At 44.0% G+C, this 19624-nt stretch carries 20 protein-coding genes, 20 tRNA genes, 2 rRNA genes and 1 riboswitch; of the genes, 36 read left to right on the top strand and 6 right to left on the bottom strand.

Going from position 1 to position 19624, the window contains the following annotated elements:
- From QYG89_RS03535 to QYG89_RS03400, 28 genes are all read left to right on the top strand, one after another.
- Nucleotides 1-126 (top strand): 23S ribosomal RNA (locus QYG89_RS03535); the annotation flags it as partial.
- Between the two features lie 216 nt (nucleotides 127-342).
- Nucleotides 343-458 (top strand): 5S ribosomal RNA (rrf, locus tag QYG89_RS03530).
- Nucleotides 459-464: 6 nt separating this feature from the next.
- Nucleotides 465-540 (top strand) — tRNA-Val (locus QYG89_RS03525).
- 5 nt (nucleotides 541-545) lie between these two features.
- Nucleotides 546-621, top strand: a tRNA-Thr gene (locus tag QYG89_RS03520).
- A 29-nt stretch (nucleotides 622-650) separates the two neighbouring features.
- Nucleotides 651-726 (top strand) — tRNA-Lys (locus QYG89_RS03515).
- A 9-nt stretch (nucleotides 727-735) separates the two neighbouring features.
- Nucleotides 736-817 (top strand) — tRNA-Leu (locus QYG89_RS03510).
- Nucleotides 818-893: 76 nt separating this feature from the next.
- Nucleotides 894-968: transfer RNA gene (locus QYG89_RS03505), tRNA-Gly, on the top strand.
- A gap of 8 nt (nucleotides 969-976) precedes the next feature.
- A tRNA-Leu gene (locus QYG89_RS03500) sits at nucleotides 977-1065 on the top strand.
- 11 nt (nucleotides 1066-1076) lie between these two features.
- Nucleotides 1077-1153 (top strand) — tRNA-Arg (locus QYG89_RS03495).
- 8 nt (nucleotides 1154-1161) lie between these two features.
- Nucleotides 1162-1238 (top strand) — tRNA-Pro (locus QYG89_RS03490).
- A gap of 15 nt (nucleotides 1239-1253) precedes the next feature.
- Nucleotides 1254-1329 (top strand) — tRNA-Ala (locus QYG89_RS03485).
- Between the two features lie 16 nt (nucleotides 1330-1345).
- Nucleotides 1346-1419, top strand: a tRNA-Met gene (locus QYG89_RS03480).
- Nucleotides 1420-1426: 7 nt separating this feature from the next.
- A tRNA-Ile gene (locus tag QYG89_RS03475) sits at nucleotides 1427-1503 on the top strand.
- A 19-nt stretch (nucleotides 1504-1522) separates the two neighbouring features.
- Nucleotides 1523-1615: transfer RNA gene (locus QYG89_RS03470), tRNA-Ser, on the top strand.
- Between the two features lie 22 nt (nucleotides 1616-1637).
- Nucleotides 1638-1711 (top strand) — tRNA-Met (locus tag QYG89_RS03465).
- Between the two features lie 4 nt (nucleotides 1712-1715).
- Nucleotides 1716-1792: transfer RNA gene (locus QYG89_RS03460), tRNA-Asp, on the top strand.
- Between the two features lie 17 nt (nucleotides 1793-1809).
- A tRNA-Phe gene (locus QYG89_RS03455) sits at nucleotides 1810-1882 on the top strand.
- An 11-nt stretch (nucleotides 1883-1893) separates the two neighbouring features.
- Nucleotides 1894-1967, top strand: a tRNA-Gly gene (locus QYG89_RS03450).
- Nucleotides 1968-1982: 15 nt separating this feature from the next.
- Nucleotides 1983-2056, top strand: a tRNA-Ile gene (locus tag QYG89_RS03445).
- A 6-nt stretch (nucleotides 2057-2062) separates the two neighbouring features.
- Nucleotides 2063-2137: transfer RNA gene (locus tag QYG89_RS03440), tRNA-Asn, on the top strand.
- Nucleotides 2138-2159: 22 nt separating this feature from the next.
- Nucleotides 2160-2250, top strand: a tRNA-Ser gene (locus QYG89_RS03435).
- A gap of 3 nt (nucleotides 2251-2253) precedes the next feature.
- Nucleotides 2254-2325, top strand: a tRNA-Glu gene (locus QYG89_RS03430).
- Nucleotides 2326-2666: 341 nt separating this feature from the next.
- On the top strand, nucleotides 2667-4082 hold the full coding sequence (locus QYG89_RS03425; protein ID WP_404314547.1) for an isochorismate synthase: 1416 nt from the start codon (nucleotides 2667-2669) through the stop codon (nucleotides 4080-4082).
- Nucleotides 4075-5838 carry a 2-succinyl-5-enolpyruvyl-6-hydroxy-3-cyclohexene-1-carboxylic-acid synthase gene (gene menD / locus QYG89_RS03420; protein WP_404314545.1) on the top strand — a complete coding sequence of 588 codons (1764 nt, stop codon included), beginning with the start codon at nucleotides 4075-4077 and terminating at the stop codon, nucleotides 5836-5838. The genes QYG89_RS03425 and menD overlap by 8 nt, the downstream gene beginning before the upstream one ends.
- Nucleotides 5829-6638: a 2-succinyl-6-hydroxy-2,4-cyclohexadiene-1-carboxylate synthase gene (gene menH / locus QYG89_RS03415; RefSeq protein ID WP_404314543.1), complete on the top strand. Its 810-nt coding sequence runs from the start codon at nucleotides 5829-5831 to the stop codon at nucleotides 6636-6638. Before menD ends, menH begins: the two co-directional genes overlap by 10 nt.
- Before the next feature lie 15 nt (nucleotides 6639-6653).
- Complete coding sequence (gene menB / locus QYG89_RS03410; protein ID WP_404314541.1) at nucleotides 6654-7472, top strand: 1,4-dihydroxy-2-naphthoyl-CoA synthase; 819 nt, start codon at nucleotides 6654-6656, stop codon at nucleotides 7470-7472.
- Between the two features lie 87 nt (nucleotides 7473-7559).
- Nucleotides 7560-7718, top strand: a complete 159-nt coding sequence (locus QYG89_RS03405; protein ID WP_404314539.1) for a hypothetical protein — start codon at nucleotides 7560-7562, stop codon at nucleotides 7716-7718.
- Nucleotides 7719-7884: 166 nt separating this feature from the next.
- Nucleotides 7885-9336: an o-succinylbenzoate--CoA ligase gene (locus QYG89_RS03400; RefSeq protein ID WP_404314537.1), complete on the top strand. Its 1452-nt coding sequence runs from the start codon at nucleotides 7885-7887 to the stop codon at nucleotides 9334-9336.
- 54 nt (nucleotides 9337-9390) lie between these two features.
- Here QYG89_RS03400 and yidD read toward each other — a convergent pair whose 3' ends face one another.
- Together yidD and ytzI are read right to left on the bottom strand one after the other, a co-directional pair.
- Nucleotides 9391-9633 carry a membrane protein insertion efficiency factor YidD gene (gene yidD / locus QYG89_RS03395; protein WP_404314535.1) on the bottom strand — a complete coding sequence of 81 codons (243 nt, stop codon included), beginning with the start codon at nucleotides 9631-9633 and terminating at the stop codon, nucleotides 9391-9393.
- A 13-nt stretch (nucleotides 9634-9646) separates the two neighbouring features.
- Entirely contained in the window at nucleotides 9647-9811 is a 165-nt protein-coding gene (gene ytzI / locus QYG89_RS03390; RefSeq protein ID WP_404314533.1) for a YtzI protein, read from the bottom strand.
- 126 nt (nucleotides 9812-9937) lie between these two features.
- Here ytzI and QYG89_RS03385 point away from each other — a divergent pair, with 126 nt between their 5' ends.
- The gene (locus tag QYG89_RS03385) at nucleotides 9938-10378 is read left to right on the top strand and encodes a Dps family protein (protein ID WP_404314531.1); all 441 of its coding nucleotides are present in this window, start codon (nucleotides 9938-9940) and stop codon (nucleotides 10376-10378) included.
- A gap of 52 nt (nucleotides 10379-10430) precedes the next feature.
- Here the strand turns inward: QYG89_RS03385 and QYG89_RS03380 are convergent, their stop codons facing one another.
- Nucleotides 10431-10679 (bottom strand): DUF6154 family protein, encoded by a 249-nt coding sequence (locus QYG89_RS03380; RefSeq protein WP_404314529.1) that lies wholly within the window; start codon nucleotides 10677-10679, stop codon nucleotides 10431-10433.
- 169 nt (nucleotides 10680-10848) lie between these two features.
- Between QYG89_RS03380 and QYG89_RS03375 the strand changes: the two genes are divergently transcribed.
- The 4 genes from QYG89_RS03375 (at nucleotide 10849) to QYG89_RS03360 (ending at nucleotide 12835) form a co-directional block, all read left to right on the top strand.
- Complete coding sequence (locus QYG89_RS03375; protein ID WP_404314527.1) at nucleotides 10849-11163, top strand: hydrolase; 315 nt, start codon at nucleotides 10849-10851, stop codon at nucleotides 11161-11163.
- A 130-nt stretch (nucleotides 11164-11293) separates the two neighbouring features.
- A complete protein-coding gene (ytkD, locus tag QYG89_RS03370; protein ID WP_404314525.1) occupies nucleotides 11294-11773 on the top strand; it encodes an RNA deprotection pyrophosphohydrolase in 480 nt (159 codons plus the stop codon).
- A 16-nt stretch (nucleotides 11774-11789) separates the two neighbouring features.
- Complete coding sequence (locus tag QYG89_RS03365) at nucleotides 11790-12563, top strand: alpha/beta hydrolase family protein (protein ID WP_404314523.1); 774 nt, start codon at nucleotides 11790-11792, stop codon at nucleotides 12561-12563.
- 29 nt (nucleotides 12564-12592) lie between these two features.
- Nucleotides 12593-12835, top strand: coding sequence for a DUF2584 domain-containing protein (locus tag QYG89_RS03360; RefSeq protein ID WP_404314521.1), 243 nt, complete (start codon nucleotides 12593-12595; stop codon nucleotides 12833-12835).
- Nucleotides 12836-12938: 103 nt separating this feature from the next.
- Here QYG89_RS03360 and pckA read toward each other — a convergent pair whose 3' ends face one another.
- Nucleotides 12939-14525, bottom strand: a complete 1587-nt coding sequence (gene pckA, locus QYG89_RS03355) for a phosphoenolpyruvate carboxykinase (ATP) (protein WP_404314519.1) — start codon at nucleotides 14523-14525, stop codon at nucleotides 12939-12941.
- A 236-nt stretch (nucleotides 14526-14761) separates the two neighbouring features.
- Nucleotides 14762-14924, top strand: a riboswitch (SAM riboswitch).
- 151 nt (nucleotides 14925-15075) lie between these two features.
- On the opposite strand from pckA, the gene metK reads away from it, so the two are divergent.
- Entirely contained in the window at nucleotides 15076-16275 is a 1200-nt protein-coding gene (gene metK, locus QYG89_RS03350) for a methionine adenosyltransferase (RefSeq protein ID WP_404314517.1), read from the top strand.
- 68 nt (nucleotides 16276-16343) lie between these two features.
- Here the strand turns inward: metK and QYG89_RS03345 are convergent, their stop codons facing one another.
- On the bottom strand, nucleotides 16344-16871 hold the full coding sequence (locus QYG89_RS03345) for a gamma carbonic anhydrase (protein ID WP_404314515.1): 528 nt from the start codon (nucleotides 16869-16871) through the stop codon (nucleotides 16344-16346).
- A 133-nt stretch (nucleotides 16872-17004) separates the two neighbouring features.
- On the opposite strand from QYG89_RS03345, the gene QYG89_RS03340 reads away from it, so the two are divergent.
- A complete protein-coding gene (locus QYG89_RS03340; protein WP_404314513.1) occupies nucleotides 17005-17814 on the top strand; it encodes an alpha/beta hydrolase in 810 nt (269 codons plus the stop codon).
- A 9-nt stretch (nucleotides 17815-17823) separates the two neighbouring features.
- On the top strand, nucleotides 17824-18912 hold the full coding sequence (locus QYG89_RS03335; RefSeq protein WP_404314511.1) for a tetraprenyl-beta-curcumene synthase family protein: 1089 nt from the start codon (nucleotides 17824-17826) through the stop codon (nucleotides 18910-18912).
- A 98-nt stretch (nucleotides 18913-19010) separates the two neighbouring features.
- On the opposite strand, the gene QYG89_RS03330 is transcribed toward QYG89_RS03335, so the two are convergent.
- Entirely contained in the window at nucleotides 19011-19583 is a 573-nt protein-coding gene (locus QYG89_RS03330) for a class I SAM-dependent methyltransferase (RefSeq protein ID WP_404314509.1), read from the bottom strand.
- Nucleotides 19584-19624 lie beyond the last annotated feature (41 nt).

Raw genomic sequence — 19624 nt, 5'->3', positions numbered from 1 at the left:
CAAGATGAGATTTCCCATAGCGCAAGCTAGTAAGATCCCTGAAAGATGATCAGGTAGATAGGTTCGAGGTGGAAGCGTGGCGACACGTGGAGCTGACGAATACTAATCGATCGAGGACTTAACCAATAACGAAAAGCGTAGGCGCCTGTACTGCTCCGACAGGCAAATGTTCTTTAACCAAAGAAGTTCGTTCTTTGACTTCATTGGTTGAAGGTTATTTGACCCGAGGAGCAAGGCGCCGCAGCTGGACAAGCGAAAAGCAACACCAAATGGCACTCGATTGCCGGTTACTTGAAACATATTATCCAGTTTTGAAAGAACAATTCTTTCAACTTTATACAGTCTGGTGGCGATAGCGAAGAGGTCACACCCGTTCCCATACCGAACACGGAAGTTAAGCTCTTCAGCGCCGATGGTAGTTGGGGGCTTCCCCCTGTGAGAGTAGGACGCTGCCAGGCAAAAACGGAGGATTAGCTCAGCTGGGAGAGCATCTGCCTTACAAGCAGAGGGTCGGCGGTTCGATCCCGTCATCCTCCACCAGTATTGCCGGTGTAGCTCAATTGGTAGAGCAACTGACTTGTAATCAGTAGGTTGGGGGTTCAAGTCCTCTCGCCGGCACCACTTTTAAAGAATAAACGTCTTATTAAGACGAGCCATTAGCTCAGTTGGTAGAGCATCTGACTTTTAATCAGAGGGTCGAAGGTTCGAGTCCTTCATGGCTCACCACTTTTATATGCGGGTGTGGCGGAATTGGCAGACGCACCAGACTTAGGATCTGGCGCCGCGAGGCGTGGGGGTTCGACTCCCTTCACCCGCATCCTGTTCTAATGATCTTCTGTTAAGAACTGTCACGTCCTGTGACAAACACAGAAGTCAGAACATCCTGTTCAAGCGCGGAAGTAGTTCAGTGGTAGAACACCACCTTGCCAAGGTGGGGGTCGCGGGTTCGAATCCCGTCTTCCGCTCCATAGAAAGTGCCGGGGTGGCGGAACTGGCAGACGCACAGGACTTAAAATCCTGCGGTAGGTGACTACCGTACCGGTTCGATTCCGGTCCTCGGCACCATTTCAACTTATGCGCCCGTAGCTCAATTGGATAGAGCGTTTGACTACGGATCAAAAGGTTAGGGGTTCGACTCCTCTCGGGCGCGCCATATATAAACGGGAAGTAGCTCAGCTTGGTAGAGCACTTGGTTTGGGACCAAGGGGTCGCAGGTTCGAATCCTGTCTTCCCGACCAGTTTTAACACATTGAGGGGCCTTAGCTCAGCTGGGAGAGCGCCTGCTTTGCACGCAGGAGGTCAGCGGTTCGATCCCGCTAGGCTCCACCAATATTATTTTTATTATGGCGGTGTAGCTCAGCTGGCTAGAGCGTACGGTTCATACCCGTGAGGTCGGGGGTTCGATCCCCTCCGCCGCTATTTTATTGGACCTTTAGCTCAGTTGGTTAGAGCAGACGGCTCATAACCGTCCGGTCGCAGGTTCGAGTCCTGCAAGGTCCACCAATTGAATCATTAAACATTCGGAGGAATACCCAAGTCTGGCTGAAGGGATCGGTCTTGAAAACCGACAGGCGGGTTAAACCGCGCGGGGGTTCGAATCCCTCTTCCTCCGCCATTTCTTTTCTCAATTATATCGCCGCGGGGTGGAGCAGTTCGGTAGCTCGTCGGGCTCATAACCCGAAGGTCGCAGGTTCAAATCCTGTCCCCGCAATCACGGTCCGGTAGTTCAGTTGGTTAGAATGCCTGCCTGTCACGCAGGAGGTCGCGGGTTCGAGTCCCGTCCGGACCGCCATTCATACATAATGATATGGCTCAGTAGCTCAGTCGGTAGAGCAATGGACTGAAAATCCATGTGTCGGCGGTTCGATTCCGTCCTGAGCCACCTTCTTATTTGCGGGTGTAGTTTAATGGTAAAACCTCAGCCTTCCAAGCTGATGTCGTGGGTTCGATTCCCATCACCCGCTCCATTTATTTATGTAAATGGGCCTGTAGCTCAGCTGGTTAGAGCGCACGCCTGATAAGCGTGAGGTCGATGGTTCAAGTCCATTCAGGCCCACTCCATTCCGCAGTAGCTCAGTGGTAGAGCAATCGGCTGTTAACCGATCGGTCGCAAGTTCGAATCTTGCCTGCGGAGCCATATTCATTTTTATATGTTTGATGGGGAAGTACTCAAGAGGCTGAAGAGGCGCCCCTGCTAAGGGTGTAGGTCGCGTAAGCGGCGCGAGGGTTCAAATCCCTCCTTCTCCGCCATATGGCCCGTTGGTCAAGCGGTTAAGACACCGCCCTTTCACGGCGGTAACACGGGTTCGAATCCCGTACGGGTCATCCTAACAAAAAGCTGTTTCCTTTTATGAGGGGACGGCTTTTTTCTTTTTTCTAAACAAATCTTCTTTTGCTTCTTTCATTTTTTCTTATTGAATGACTATATTAATAATTATTGTTGATTAGAGCGGAAAGTGAGTGCCCCGGTGGAGATCATCAGGAGAGTTTAACAAAGCTTATTAAATAAAAACATAGTCAGGAGACTGAATGATATGACAAGCTCTAATAGGGCAAAATAGCCGTAAATAAGGGGGAATCATTGACAGAAGGAGTTCTAGAGGTGTATCTTTAAATAGGTTTGACTAGAAATAATAACTGATTTAAGTGCAATGGAGGAGAGTTCATTGTCTACTGTAAAAAGCCAGCCGATCAAGAAAGCACTTATACATTCGATTCAAGAAAAACAGAATAATAAGCAGCCCGCTTTATTTAGCTATGTTGAAAAGGTTGATTGGATAGATTCTCTGCAATTTTATAAAAGCGGACAAGCTTTGTATGCAGGGGAACGCTTTTTCTGGAAAGATCGCGATGAAGAAGTGGCAATTGTCGGATTAGGCAATATTTATACCGTCTGCAGTGAAAAGACCGATCAGTCACGTTATGGGGAAGCGGAAGAGAAATGGAATGATATGATTAAATGTGCATCCATTCACAATCCTTTCGATATTTATGGAGTTGGTCCTGTTTTATTTGGCGGCTTTTCTTTTGATCCAAAGCAAAATCAAGAAGAAGAATGGACAAAGTTTTCGTCTGCCTTTTTTTATTTACCGGAATATATGTTGACAACTTATGAAGGGGATTGTTATTTAACAACGAACGTCATTTGTCCTTCTGATGAGCTGGATGAGTTGATTGATAAATTAGTATCCAAAAGAAACTGGCTGCTAGCGCAGGTGGGATTAGATCAGCCAGATGAGTATGCTCAGTTAGTTAATATAGAAGAAAAAGATGCTGAACAGTGGAAAAAGGCAGTGAATGCGGCTGTTGATCAGATTCGATCGGATGATGAATTGAAAAAAGTCGTCCTCGCGAGAAAGATCGTTGCTGATTTTAATAAAGATATTGATCAAGATCAAGTGTTAGAACGGTTAATGGAGCAGCAGCCGGAAAGTTTCATTTTTTCATTGGAGGCAATGAAATGCTGTTTTCTTGGAGCCTCACCTGAACGCTTAGTGCGTAAGCGAGACGAAGTGATTTTATCTACGTGTCTGGCTGGTTCTATTAAAAGAGGACAGACGGATGAGGAAGATCAAGCATTGGGGAATCAATTGCTGAATGATGAGAAAAATCGTATTGAACATGATTATGTCGTTCAAATGATTAAAAAGGAAATGGAGCATTTATGTCATACAGTAGATATTCCATGTGCCCCAGAGCTGATGAAAATACGTGATATTCAACACTTATATACGCCGGTAACCGGCTTTACGGAAGAAGATCGTTCGATTTTGCAATTTGTGGAGAAGCTTCACCCCACACCTGCGCTTGGCGGACTGCCAAATGATAAGGCGCTTCCTGTGATCCGTCAGCTCGAGAAAATGGATAGAGGCTTTTATGCCGCTCCTATTGGCTGGATGGATTATCGGAAAAATGGCGAATTTGCGGTTGCTATTCGTTCTGGTTTATTAAGAAAACAACAGGCATTTTTATATGCCGGATGCGGGATTGTAGAAAATTCAGAGGCCGAAAGTGAATTAGCGGAAACATATATTAAGTTCCGGCCTATGCTGCGAGCGTTGGGAGGAGCTGCTGATGAATAATAGCCGACAAGATTTAACGTTATATAATGCTCATTTTATCGATGGGCTTGTAAAAGCGGGAGTAGAAAGCGCCGTAATTAGTCCGGGGTCGCGGTCTACTCCTATGGCGCTTTTATTAACAGAGCATCCAGATATTAAGGAATATATTCAAATTGATGAACGTTCAGCGGCCTTTTTTGCCCTTGGCCTTGCAAAAGTATCAGGGAAGCCCACCGCATTGCTGTGTACGTCTGGTACGGCTGCCGCTAACTATTTGCCGGCGATCACAGAGGCAAACAATGCGCGTATTCCACTCATTGTGCTGACGTCAGATCGTCCACATGAGTTAAGAGAAGTAGGAGCGCCACAAACGATCGACCAGAACCGCTTGTATGGTACTCATGTAAAATGGTTCGCTGAAATGGCACTGCCAGATGCGGAGGAAAGTATACTGCGTTATGTGCGTACTACTGCGGCTAAAGCAGTATATACAGCAAAACAATCACCCGCAGGACCAGTTCACTTAAATTTTCCTTTCCGTGAACCGCTTCTTCCAGAATATGATGGTTTATTTGAACGATTAGAAACCGATCGATTTCCTGCGATTCATTTAAATGAAGGAATGCGTGTTCTTCCGCAATGTGAGATTGAGGAACTGGCTGCTCTTCTGCAGGGAAAAGAAAAAGGATTGATTGTTTGCGGGGAGCAGCAGTCGGAGGGATTTGAAGAAGTGGTAGTGGAACTGGCTGAAAAGCTTGGCTACCCAATATTAGCTGATCCTCTTTCTGGTTTACGAAGCGGAGCAGTTTATTCTGATTTAATTATAGATAGTTATGATGCTTTTTTAAGAAATGATCGAGTGAAGCAAGAGGCCGTCTTTGATGTTGTGCTGCGTTTTGGAGCAATGCCTGTGTCAAAGGCACTCACGCAGTTTCTCTGCAGGCATGCGGGAAAAGTGCATTGTGTAGTGGACGGAGGCGGCGGCTGGAGAGACCCAATTGGTGTTGCTACTCATATGCTTGCTGCGGATGAAAGTGCTTTTTGCCGTCTGCTTACTTCTTGTTTGAAAGAACGTGAGGATACTTCTCTATGGATGAGAAACTGGATTAGAATAAACCAAGGGGCAAAAGCGAAGATGGAAAGTATAGGGGAAGATCAAGAATTAGATGAAGGAACGTTGTTTTATGAAATACTGCAGCGGCTGCCTGATCCATCCGCCTTATTTGTTGGCAATAGTATGCCGATTCGGGATCTTGACTCTTTCTTTTTTGCTAATCATCGGCGTGTTCGACTTCTGGCTAACCGAGGAGCAAATGGCATTGATGGTTTAGTTTCTAGCGCCCTCGGAGCGGCTGCAGTCACTTCCCCTCTCTATTTAATTATTGGGGATTTATCTTTTTTCCATGATTTAAATGGTTTGCTGGCTGCTAAGTTGAATGGCATAAAAATGACGGTGATTGTTATTAACAATAATGGCGGGGGTATCTTTTCTTATTTGCCGCAGGCAGCAGAACCGAAGCATTTTGAACGATTATTTGGCACACCAGCCGACCTTGATTTTTCTTATGCTGCTCAATTATATGGAGCCGGCTATGAAAAAGTAAGCGACTTATCTTCATTAGACACCGCTATGGCCAAAGCTGAACGAGCGGATGGCCTGTTCATTATTGAAGCAGTGACCGACCGTGTGAAAAATGTGATTGCTCACCGCGAATTATGGGAAAAAGTTTCCCAGGAAATGAACAAGTTGACGGCGGGTGATGATTTTTGGAAATAATGATTGAGAACTGTCACTATCACGTTGAAACTATTGGTAACGGCGATCCATTGCTCCTGCTGCACGGATTCACAGGGAATGTAGGTACATGGAAAGAGGGAATAGCTTATTTAAAAGGGGAGTACCGATGCATAACCGTAGATATTATCGGTCACGGAAAAAGCAGCTGCCCGGCCGAAGCGGAAAGGTATAATATCGAACTTGTGGCCCGTGATCTAAAAGAGCTGATGAATCAACTTGGCTATTCCCGTTTTCATGTCCTCGGTTACTCTATGGGCGGCAGACTAGCATTAACGCTCGCTGTTCTTTTTCCGGAAGCTGTGCAATCTTTACTATTGGAAAGTGCTTCTCCAGGTTTAAAAACAACAAACGAACGTTTGCGGCGCAAAGAATCAGATGAGGCTCTTGCGCAGAAAATAGAGAGAGAAGGTATAAGGGCATTTGTCGATTATTGGGAAAGCATTCCTCTGTTTGCGACACAAAATAAATTGCCGCTAAAAAAACAGGAAATGGTTCGGCAGCAGCGCCTGCAAAATTCCATTGTTGGTCTTAGCAGTTCATTAAGAGGCATGGGGACCGGTTCACAACCATCTTGGTGGGAGCAGCTTCCTAGTCTTTCTATGCCTGTACTGCTTCTGACTGGTACAGAAGATAAAAAATTTACGAAGATTGCTTATGAAATGTCGCAGCTGTTTCCGTCAGTTGTTTGGAAAGAAATTAACGGAACCGGACATGCGATTCATGTGGAAGATTGCGAGAAGTTTGGTACAATAATAAAGGAGTTTTTGTCACATACATAACAAGGAGGAAGAAAAATGTCTATCAATTGGATTAGTGAACGAGAATATGAAGATGTTTTATACGAAACATATAATGGCATTGCAAAGATTACAATCAATCGACCTGAAGTACACAATGCTTTTCGTCCGAAAACAGTCATGGAATTAATCGATGCCTTTGCCTATGCACGTGATGATCAAAAAATTGGTGTCATCATTTTAACAGGTGCCGGCGACAAAGCATTCTGTTCAGGAGGCGATCAACGAGTACGCGGCCACGGCGGCTACGTAGGGGAAGATGAGATTCCACGTTTAAATGTCCTCGACTTGCAGCGTTTAATCCGTGTGACTCCAAAGCCAGTTATTGCCATGGTGGCTGGTTATGCAATTGGAGGCGGCCACGTTCTGCATGTAGTGTGTGATTTAACCATTGCTGCGGAAAATGCTGTATTTGGCCAAACAGGTCCAAAAGTCGGCAGTTTTGATGCAGGATACGGTTCAGGCTATCTAGCGCGTATTATCGGACATAAAAAAGCTCGTGAAATTTGGTACTTGTGCCGCCAGTACAATGCTCAAGAAGCGCTTGATATGGGGCTTGTCAACACAGTTGTTCCACTTGAAGAGCTTGAAGCAGAAACGGTGAAATGGTGCGAGGAAATGCTTGAAAAGAGTCCAACGGCTCTTCGCTTCATTAAAGCAGCGATGAATGCGGATACAGACGGTTTAGCAGGTCTTCAACAAATGGCTGGGGATGCTACATTGCTTTACTATACAACAGACGAAGCAAAAGAAGGAAGAGATGCCTTCAAGGAAAAACGCAAACCAGATTTCGGCCAGTTCCCAAGATTCCCATAATAAAAGCGAAAGCGCCTGTTCTGCCCCGACAAGCAAATGTTCTCCTCCAAAGAAGTCGGCTCTTTGACTTCATGGGGAGGAGGTTATTTGACCTCGAGGGACAAGGTGCTGCAGCTGGATGAAATAAAAGCGAAAGCACCTGTTCTGCCCCGACAAGCAAATGTTCTCCTCCAAAGAAGTCCGTTCTTTGACTTCATGGGGAGGAGGTTATTTGACCTCGAGGGGCAAGGTGCTGCAGCTGGATAAAATAAAAGCGAAAGCACCTGTTCTTATTAACAGTCATACGCCAAGCTGATGGAATGATGTTTTATAACCATGCAGTCAGGCTGGAGGGCTAGTTTTGAATATGAAAAGCTTGATGGGCAGCCATCAAGCTTTTTTGTCAGCTAGAGAAGAATAGGAGGGGTGAAAGATGACTAAAAGTGTACCAAATTGGCTAAAGCAGCGGGCTTTTTTGACGCCAGAGCGTCCGGCTTTGCATTTTGAAGGGAACGTATGGACATTTTCAGAACTGTATGAGAAAGCATTGCGCTGGGCATCTGCTCTAGAAAAACAAGGCCTGAAAGAAGGAGATCGGGTTGGACTGCTCGTACAGAATACACCAAATGCGGTTTATGTGATTCATGCGCTTCAGCAGTTAGGAGTTTCAGCTGTTCTTTTAAATTCGCGTTTAACGGCGAATGAGCTGCTTTGGCAGTTAGAAGATACGGCAGCGGCAGCCGTACTTTATGATCCTGTATATCAAAAAGCGGTTGAAGAGTTAAATGGACATTTTTTTAGGATAAGTTTAGCCAGTCTATCGTCACCTGAAGGGTTTAGCTGCCGAGAGGAGTTTTTACTTGATGATATTTGCTCTATTATGTATACATCCGGCACAACAGGAAATCCGAAAGGTGTTCAGCAGACGTATGGAAACCATTGGTGGAGTGCCACAGGCTCCGCTTTAAATTTAGGGCTGCAGGAAAAAGACTGCTGGCTTTGTACTGTACCCCTTTTTCATATAAGCGGTTATTCGATTTTAATGCGCAGTGTTATTTATGGAACGTCTGTCAGACTGTATAAACGATTTGATGAGAAGGAAATTAATAAAGCACTCAAGAGGGGGGATGGAACCATTATTTCTGTTGTCTCCGCGATGCTGTCCAGGCTCCTAGCTTCGCTGGAAGGAAAGTATCATCCCCATTTTCGATGTATGCTCCTTGGCGGCGGCCCGGCTCCAAAACCGCTTCTCGAGGCATGTGCTGAAAAGCAAATTCCGGTTTTCCAAACATATGGGATGACGGAAACAGCTTCACAAATTGTGACACTTCCACCCGAATATAGTTTAACAAAGCTTGGATCAGCGGGAAAACCGCTATTTCCATGTCAATTAAAAATTGATGCAGAACCTCATTCAGAAGGGGAGATTCTCGTTAAAGGACCTAATGTAACAATCGGTTATCTTCATCGGGAAAAAGCGAATCGCACCGCCTTTACAAATGGCTGGTTTCGTACGGGAGATATTGGCTATGTAGATGAGGAAGGTTTTTTATTTGTGCTTGACCGCCGTTCAGACTTAATTATTTCAGGGGGAGAAAATGTATATCCTGCTGAAGTAGAAGCCGCTTTGCTTAGCCATCCAGCCGTAAGTGATGCAGGGGTTGTTGGAGTGGCTGATGAGAAGTGGGGACAGGTACCGGCTGCTTTCGTCGTTGTCAATAAGCCGGTAGGTGCAGCAGTCTTGCGCCAGTTTTGTGAAGAGCGGCTGGCGAAATATAAATGTCCATATTATTTTTTCCAACTCGATGAACTCCCTAGAAATGCGTCAAAGAAATTACTGCGGCGCGAGTTAAAAAATGAATTTGAGAAGAGAGGAGGAGGGTGAAGAGGAACATAATCGTCCTTCATCCTAATTAAAAAAGACTTGAGGATGTACGACTCAAGTCTTTTTTTTGCGATCACTCCATGTGTCAGGAACAAAATCAAAGCCCCCTGGGTGAAAAGGATGGCATTTTAAAATACGGACAACCGTTAAATATCCGCCTTTCCATACGCCGAACCGTTTGACGGCCTCCAAACCATAATGAGAGCATGTTGGATGGAAACGACATGTTGGCGGCTTTAATGGAGAAATCACTTTCTGATAAAACCGGATAATAAAAATAAAAAGCGGCTTCAACATGACAAGCCCACCTTTACTTTGAGTCAGATTCTTGTTGACTGTCTTCTGGCGGCAAATGAGGGTTATTGTCCACTGGGTCGACTGTATGTTTAAATTGGTAGCCTTTGTTTACTGTATAGACAGACAGCGCAATCACTAGCGCAATAATGATAACAGAAATGATCATAATAATAATCAATGACATTACCTCCCCTTCTTATCATATCACTTTTTTCGTTTGTGTGGAGAAAAGAATGGATGGTTTTAAAGAAGGGAATTCAGGGTAATAACTAAAGAGCAGGATAAATGACAGGAGGAAATATATATGTCTAAACAATTGATTGAACAAGTAAACAAGCAAATTGCCAATTGGACAGTGATGTATACAAAATTACATAATTATCACTGGTTTGTAAAAGGCCAGCAGTTTTTTGCGCTTCACGAAAAGTTCGAAGAGTTTTACACAGAAGCTGGGACCCATATTGATGAATTAGCGGAGCGTTTGCTTGCTCTTGAAGGAGCACCGGTTGCCACACTGAAAGAAGCATTAGAAATGGCGACAGTGAATGAGGCGGAAGGAAAGGAAACGGCTGAACAAATGGTACAGTCGATCATTGATGATTTTACAACGATGATCAATGAATTAAAAGAGGCAATGAATCTTGCTGCGGAAGTGAAAGATGAAACAACAGGCGACATGCTGCTTTCCATCCATCAAGGACTTGAAAAGCATGTGTGGATGTTAAAATCATTCTTAGGTAAATAATTGAAAGAAAATGAAAGGATGTTCCCGGTTGGAAACATCCTTTTCTATGTATTTAATGGTACAAGCGTTTATCAGCGAAGCCGTGATCTGTATCAATTGTATCAAATTTCTGTTTCAACGCTTCAAATAAGTAGAGCCGGAAAAAGTAAGCGAGCTCTTCTTCTTTTAACTCCTTGATCATACCTAAAATTTCCTTTTGCGACAGTTGTTCAAGTACAGTGAGTGTGATCATATCCAGATCTTCTTCTGTTCCTTGAAGTCTTCCGCGGTAAATTTCAAACAGTTCATCGACTAGTTTCAAGTTACCCTCTCCTTTGTTTAAAAGTGTGTGTACTTGTCCTCCCAATCCCTTATAACATTTATACCTTAATTCGGCCAAATAAACCAGTAGATAAGTGATAGAAGAAAATAATTAATTTTATTCATTTTTACGAATAGAAAGGGAACGATAAGCAGAGGAGGTGTCTGAAATGCAGGAAGATAAAAATGTTTATTACATTTCCATTGCTAATGGAGAGATCATGAGGCAGCCAAACGTGTCTCCGTGGAACTTTAAGATTTATGCGACAGACGATGAGATTACGGTCTTAAGAGGGTTGTTTGATTCTAACTATTCAACAGAGTGGGAAAACTTTTTTCGTGCTCACGTGCCTTATGTCCAGTATCATTATGACCGGGAAAATGACCAGTATGATGATCGCCTGAAAAAAGTATATAAAATGATTTATGATTTAGGTGATGAGGAAGCGAAACAGCATATAAAGGAAACATGGAGAATAGAATGAATAGATGTTCTCTCGCCCCTGAAGGGAAAAATAAGGTATAATGGGGTCAAACTCGGGAACGTTCACAGGCAGACGGTAAAAAGTGAGCAGACCGCTTGTCAGCGTGAGCGATAGAAACAGGGGAGAGGACATGAGCGAATTTACGGATGAGAATGGCTGCCGGGTAACGCTTGTCTTTCAGAAAGAAGCTTTTTCATTACCTGCCCGGCATGTCATTGTCTTTTGCCGCTTTAAACAAAAGTGGCTGCTGACGCTTCACACGGTACGAGGACTTGAGTGTCCCGGCGGGAAGGTGGAAGCGGGAGAAACCATTGAAGAAGCGGCCAGGCGTGAAGTATTTGAAGAGACCGGGGCGATTGTGAAAAGCCTGCAATTCGTTGGCGAATATTTTGTTAGGCGCCCGGAAAATCCTTTCGTAAAGGCGATTTTTTTTGCAGAAATAGAGAAGATAGTAGAAAAAGAAAATTATATGGAAACAGAAGGTCCGGTATTATTTGATCAAGATTTGTTGACAGAAAGAATGAATAGCAGCTTTAGCTTTTTGATGAAAGATGAAGTGGTAGAAAGAACGTTAGACTTTTTGATGAATAAGCAATGGCTGCAACAATAATAGATGTGGTGATAAGATGGGAAGAATCATTGATTGTTTCCGCTTTCCATCCCCTAATCCGCATGTTTTACTATCCATGGTTACTTACTGGTCGGGGGGATTGAAAGTCAAAGGAATGCTTGCGGAACCAGCGGCAGAAGGACAATATGACGGCTTTCTTTATTTACGGGGCGGCATTAAAAATGTAGGTATGGTACGCCCCGCGCGAATTGCCCAATTTGCTTCTGAGGGCTTTATCGTATTTGCTCCTTTTTACCGGGGCAACCGCGGAGGAGAAGGAAATGAGGATTTTGCCGGAGAAGATAGAGAAGATGCTTTTGCTGGATTTGAATTGTTGGAAGCTCATCCGCGAGTGACGAATCGTGTGCATATTTTCGGATTTTCAAGAGGTGGCGTGATGGCACTATTTACGGCTTTGGAAAAAGAACATGCGGCTTCTGTTGTTACATGGGGCGGCGTATCCGATATGATCTTAACATATGAGGAAAGAAAAGACTTGCGTCGGATGATGAAGCGGGTAATCGGCGGGAGTCCGAATAAACGAGAAGAGTTGTACAACTGGCGCACACCGCTGTATAAACTTGAGCAGTTAAAAGCACCTGTACTAATTATTCATGGATTGAAAGATGAGAATGTTTCACCCCAACATGCATTTCGTCTGGAGGAACGGTTACAGCAGGTGGATCATCCAGCCCAGACTTGGTACTTTCATCGGTATGGCCACTACTTTCCGCCAGCTGTTAACCGAAAAATCGTAACGGATTTATGCCGCTGGATGAAACAGCAGTAATAAAAGAGAAAACAGGGGAGGGATATGGGATGGGGATGCCAATGGAATTGAACACAATGATTGTGACGAAAGGCAAGGAGCAAAGACTAGAGGAGAACGTATTCTCTTTAAAAAAAGAGGGCTATCGATTATACCCTATAGATATACCGGTTCCTGTGCATAAAACAAGAGATGGGGATATAATCGGTACCGCCGTCATTGAAAAAGTCGAATGGACACAAGACGAAACACAAATTACATACAGGCTTATTTTTTTAAACTCTATTAATTAAAAAAGACGACTCGGGAACATAAGCAAAGCGGTAGAAATGGTAAACAATAAGTATAAGAGATAAACAAAGAGTGCACCGCTGGGGTGCACTCTTTGTTTATATGTTAGATTTGCGGTCCGCCAAGTTCTATAATTTCTTTTGATACGTTCGCAAACTTTTTGAAGTTTTCACGGAACTTACCAGCAAGTTCTGCTGCTTTTGTCATAAATGCATCTTCATCAGCCCAAGCCTTACGCGGAATTAATACATCATCCGGTACACCTGGTACATGAAGTGGAATTTGTAAGCCGAATGTTTTCGTTGTGTATGTTTCAACGTTGTTTAATTCACCTTCAAGAGCTGCTTGAACCATTGCACGTGTATAAGCAAGCTTCATGCGGGAGCCTACGCCGTATTCGCCGCCAGTCCAGCCAGTGTTGACAAGGAATACTTGAACGTTATGTTCGTCAATTTTCTTACCAAGCATTTCTGCATAGCGTGTCGCTTCAAGCGGAAGGAAAGGTGAACCAAAGCAAGTAGAGAATGTTGCTTGCGGAGAAGTAACACCGCGTTCTGTACCTGCAAGTTTAGATGTATATCCGCTCAAGAAATGGTACATTGCTTGTTCTTTTGTCAATTTGCTGATTGGAGGCAGAACGCCGTACGCATCAGCAGTTAAGAAGATAATTGTGTTCGGATGGCCGGCTACGCTTGGATCAACGATATTATCAATTGCTTGCAGCGGATAAGCGGCACGTGTATTTTCTGTCAAGCTGTTGTCATCGTAGTCAGGAATGCGTGTTTCTTCGTCAAGAACAACATTTTCAAGAACAGAACCGAAACGGATGGCATCGAAAATTTGAGGTTCTTTTTCACGGGAAAGTCCGATTGTTTTTGCGTAGCATCCGCCCTCAATATTGAAGACACCGTTAGAAGACCAGCCATGCTCATCATCACCGATTAAGCGGCGGTTTGGATCTGCGCTTAATGTTGTTTTACCTGTTCCCGAAAGACCGAAGAATAGAGCAACATCACCTTCGTAACCAACGTTTGCTGAGCAGTGCATAGATAAAATATCATTTTCAGGAAGAAGGTAGTTCATAACAGAGAAAATTGATTTCTTCATTTCCCCTGCATATTCCGTTCCACCGATCAAGACGATGCGGCGCTCAAAAGACACGATAATAAATGCCTCTGATTTTGTACCATCTACAGCAGGATCTGCTTTAAAGCTTGGAGCGGATACGATCGTGAAGCCAGCTTGATGATTCTCTAGTTCTTCCTTCGTAGGACGAATGAAAAGTTGATGAACAAACAAGTTGTGCCATGCATATTCGTTGATGACCTGAATTGGCAGACGGTGTGCTTGATCTGCTCCTGCAAAACCTTTGAAAACGAATAGTTCTTCTTTTTCACTTAAATAGTTGATTACTTTCTTGTATAATTGATCAAACACTTCAACAGAAATTGGCTCATTGACTGAACCCCAGTCGATTTTATCTTTGGTGGACGGTTCTTCAACGATAAATTTATCTTTAGGAGAACGCCCTGTATATTTGCCTGTTTCAGCACACACTGCACCAGAAGCTGTTAATACGCCTTCTTTGCGGTTAAGTACTTTTTCCACAAGTAATGGCACAGACGGCTGCATTGTTACGTTAGAACCCTTTAAAAGCTCCAAAATTTCGCTTGAAACGCTCACAGTCTTCATAAATTAATAACCATCCTTTATTTAAATTTAAATTAGTTATTTTTTTATCGTTTACTCAAAAGTAGTATAGCACATTCCAATTAATAGTCTATACTATTGATTTATTTTTTTGTAATTTTTTATTTATAACATACCCATTTCTCTATAAGAAGAAAAGCGGAAAAAGGAGGAGCTTTTTACGTGAAATTGGTTGACATCGCTGGCTGGATTTCGTATGATTTAACCTTGAACGGATACTCTTATCCTGAGCTGGCGGAGGGACAGGCCCGATGAAGCCCGGCAACCTGCTTGAATGTACGTGGCAGCCGCATAAACTGCCGTTGCTTATACATGTATAAGCTTCTTTTTCAAGACAAAGGTGCTAACCTGCTGCAAGGGCAAAACCTTGAACGATAAGAGTGAAAGGCCTATGTTGAAATGACCAACCTTTCCTCTCTTTATTTTCAGGAGGGGTTTTTTATTTTTTAAAAGGATAAACTTAGGGACATGAGTACCGTATAATGAACGATCAGCTGAACGAAAAGCTGATCATTTTTAAGGAGGAAGTTTCATGACAAAAAAACGCCGTCTTTTTACTTCAGAGTCAGTAACTGAAGGACATCCGGACAAAATTTGTGATCAGATTTCTGATGCTATTCTAGACGAGATCTTATCAAAAGATCCGAATGCACGTGTAGCAGCGGAAACATCTGTGACAACTGGCCTTGTGCTTGTAGCTGGGGAAATTACAACAACTTCTTATGTAGACATTAACAAAATCGTTCGGGAAACAGTAAGAGAAATTGGCTATACGCGCGCGAAATACGGATTTGATGCCGAAACGTGCGGTGTATTGACGTCTATTGATGAGCAGTCTGCTGATATTGCGGCAGGAGTCGATGTTGCGCTTGAGGCACGTGAAGGCCAGATGAGCGATGAAGAAATCGAAGCGATCGGTGCGGGAGACCAAGGATTAATGTTTGGATTTGCCTGCAATGAAACGAAGGAATTGATGCCTCTTCCAATTTCACTTGCTCATAAATTATCCCGCAGGTTGACAAAAGTGAGAAAAGATGATGTGCTTTCTTATTTGCGTCCAGACGGAAAAACACAAGTGACGGTTGAATATGATGAGAATGACAAGCCAGTCAGAGTAGACACGATTGTTATTTCTACTCAGCATCATCCGGAAGTAACACTTGAGCAAATTCAGCACGACTTACGCGAACATGTCATTAATCCAGTTGTTCCTGCTGAATTAATTGATGAAGAAACAAAATTCTTTATCAACCCGACAGGCCGTTTTGTTATCGGCGGTCCACAAGGAGATGCGGGCTTAACAGGCCGGAAAATCATTGTAGATACATACGGTGGTTATGCGCGTCATGGCGGAGGAGCTTTCTCCGGTAAGGATCCGACAAAAGTAGACCGTTCCGCTGCGTATGCTGCCCGCTATGTAGCAAAAAATATTGTCGCTGCCGGTCTTGCGGACAAATGTGAAGTTCAGCTAGCCTACGCAATTGGTGTAGCACAGCCTGTATCCATTTCAATTGATACATTTGGTACTGGCATAGTATCTGAAGATGTGCTCGTTCAGCTTGTCCGCAGCAACTTCGATTTACGTCCGGCTGGTATTATCAAGATGCTTGATCTGCGCCGTCCAATTTATAAACAAACAGCGGCTTATGGACATTTTGGCCGTACAGATGTTGATCTTCCTTGGGAAAGAGCAGATAAGGCGGAAACGTTAAGAGAGCAAGCAACAAACTAAACAAAGGTTCAACGTTCGTTTGGGCCGCCATCAGGCTGCTTGTAAACAATCTGAAGCCTTCAAACTCGTTAGGAGTTTGAAGGCTTTTTTTGAATGCTTTTATAATAATGTCCCTTTTCTACATACTCTCTAACGATTCTTTCCATGTCTTGTCGATCTGCATCATTCACAGGACGAATGACTTTTGCGGGCCGTCCAAAGGCGACTGAGTGAGGAGGGATGATTTTCCCTTGTGGAACGAGGCTTCCTGCACCGATAAAAGCACCTTCACCAATTTCAGCATTGTCTAAGATGATGGAGCCCATGCCAATGAGTGCGTTTTTTCTAATTTTGCAGCTATGCAGAATGACTTGATGGCCGATCGTTACTTCATCTTCAATGATCAGCGGATTGTTAGGACTTTGGTGCAGGACTGAATTATCTTGTATACTTACTTTTTTGCCGATAATGGTCGGGGCAACGTCTCCGCGGATAGAGGTGTTAAACCAAATGTTTGATTCCTCCCCGATTTTGACATCACCAGTAATGGTTACATAATCAGCTATATAAGCAGAATTAGCAATTTCAGGTGTTTTATTATTATAAGGATAGATCACTTCATGTTCCCCTTTCTGTCAGTTGTACAAGAAATATATAGAAGGTTTGCTTATTATTTTAACTAAAAGGGTTTGGTTTGTATAATAGAAGATAACAAATACAGTACTTATCAGTGCCAGAGGAGGAAACGTGATGTGGAAATGGGAAACAGAAAGTCAGCCAAGGGGCGTCATCGTTATGATTCATGGAGCAATGGAGCATCACGGCCGGTATGGCTGGCTGATTGAAATGTGGCGCAGAAATGGGTTTCATGTAGTAATGGGGGATTTGCCCGGTCAAGGAATGACGTCGCGGGCGACGAGAGGACACATTTCTTCTTTTAATGAATATATCGATGAAGTGAAAGAGTGGGTGCAGGCAGCTTATCAATTTGACTTGCCTTTATTTATATTTGGCCACAGTATGGGAGGACTCATAGCAATCCGGCTGCTTCAGGAAATGGAAGTGGAAACAGCAGGGGTCATTTTGTCGTCACCGTGTCTTAGAATGATTCATACACCACCCAAAATACTGGAAATGATGTCGTATGGCCTAAATTCACTTGCCCCTTCGTTGAGAATATCAACGGGGATGACAGTGGAAATGGCAACAAGGAATGAAGAGGTAAGACAAGCAGATAAAGAGGATACACTCTATATAAATAAAGTATCAGTCCGCTGGTACCGCGAGCTGCTGCAAGCGATCAAGGCGGCAGGATTAACAGTAGAGGACATGCCGGACGTGCCGCTTCTCGTCATGCAGGCAGGTGATGACTTAATTGTGGATAGAAAAGCCGTTAGAAAATGGTTTCACCGGCTTGATTTATCTGAAATGCATTATAAAGAGTGGCCAGGATTGTATCATGAAATATTTAATGAACCGGAGCGGGAGGAAGTATTTCATTATGCAAAGGGATTTGTGATGAACAGGCTGCGTTTATTAGGATATGTAGTTGAGGAATGAGGTGAAGAAATGTCTATCCCTATGGGGCCGCTTCATTTAATGCACAGTATTTATAAGAAAGTATTCCCTCTCGTTCACGAACAGCTGCAGTATTGGAAAGAGCAGGCGGCGAAGATTCCGAATGAGGAACTGCGCCGGCAGGCTTTAGCAAGTATCGAGCATAAAACCTTTCATTGTGAGGGAGGGTCCGTGTTGGCGCTGTTATCAGAGAAAAGGCTTCTAGAAGCGGTTCGTTTTATTGTGGCTTACCAGACGATCAGTGATTATCTGGACAATCTTTGTGATCGCAGCACATCACTTGATCCGGCAGATTTCTCTGCGCTTCATGAATCAATGGAAGATGCATTGTCACCGGGACCTCCGCTTCGTGGTTATTATCGCTTCCGGGACGATAAGGACGATGGCGGTTACTTAGCTAAGCTTGTAGAAACGTGCCGATCTGTGCTTGTCGGAATGGAAGGATACAAAGTCATTGTTCCTCACCTTAACGAGTTATGCCGCTATTATTGTGATTTGCAAATACATAAGCATGTGAAGAAGGAAGAGAGGGAGGAACGCCTCATCTCCTGGTTTGAAGAGTACCGCCACGAGCTGCCCAATATGGAGTGGTATGAATTCTCTGCCTGTGCCGGCTCTACGCTCGCCATTTTTTGTTTAGTGTCATATAGCTTGAATGCTCCGTTAAGTACCGAGCAGGCGCGGCAAATAAGAAACAGTTATTTTCCTTATATTCAAGGGCTTCACATTTTGCTTGATTACTTTATTGATCAGCAGGAAGATCAGGAAGGCGGGGATTTGAACTTTTGTTTTTATTATCCAACCGAACAAAGGTTGTTTGAGCGGCTGGAGCATTTTATCGAACAGGCAGATAAGCATATAAAAGGACTGCCCCATGCTCAGTTTCATAAGTTGATTAACCGTGGGCTCCTTGGCCTTTACTTATCGGATAATAAAGTGTTTGAGCAGAGGCGCATCCGGCAAATATCCAAGAAGGTCATTCATAAAGGCGGGGCAGCCAGCCGCTTTTTTTACTGGAACGGCCGAACATACAGACGGGTACAGCGGGCATTTCCGCAGCTGTTCATTAGGAAGGGATAGGCGGATCAAGGGATGACTCAAAGCCAAAATGTAAGATTCGTTTGAGTCACCCCCCTTTTAAGATCTACGATGACTGTCATCCCATCCAAGCAGTTCCCCTATCTCTTTTCAATGGCCACGATAAATGGCGGATTGTTCGCCTGGTTAATAAATTCATAACGAAGAATATGTGCTTTTTGCTGGTCGATTTGTTCCGCGAAATTGATCAGCTTTTCTTTTTCTACCGCTCCTTCCTCGTGACCGTGATAAATGACAAGAACGATGATCCCGCCAGGAGCGAGCATCGATAATATTTGTTCTATTGCAGCAATCGTTGTATCGGGCTTAGTGACGATTGATTTATCTCCTTTTGGTAAATACCCGAGGTTGAAAATAGAGCCTATCAGCCGGCCGTGCCATTCATTGGGAATACAGACAGCTGCTTGTTCATGGCCGTGGGCGAATAACGTCACACGTTCATTGAGGCCGTGCTCCTGAAGGCGCGCAGCAGTATTAGCCAGGGCTTGTTCTTGAATATCGAAGCCGAATACGTGACCGCTGTCACCGACGAGTTTGGCAAGAAACAACGTATCATGGCCATTGCCAACCGTTGCATCAATCACCGCACTTCCTTCTGTTACTACTTTTTCAAGCAGCTTGCGGGCGAATGGCAAAATTCCATCCAAATTCATGAGGCAATCGCTCCCTTTTTACAATGTCTGAATGGGTAAAT

The organism is Bacillus lumedeiriae, assembly GCF_044891285.1.
GTDB classification, from domain to species: domain Bacteria; phylum Bacillota; class Bacilli; order Bacillales; family Domibacillaceae; genus Pseudobacillus; species Pseudobacillus lumedeiriae.
The sequence above is the reverse complement of the archived record's forward strand: the minus strand, read 5'-3'. Positions and strand labels throughout refer to the sequence as shown.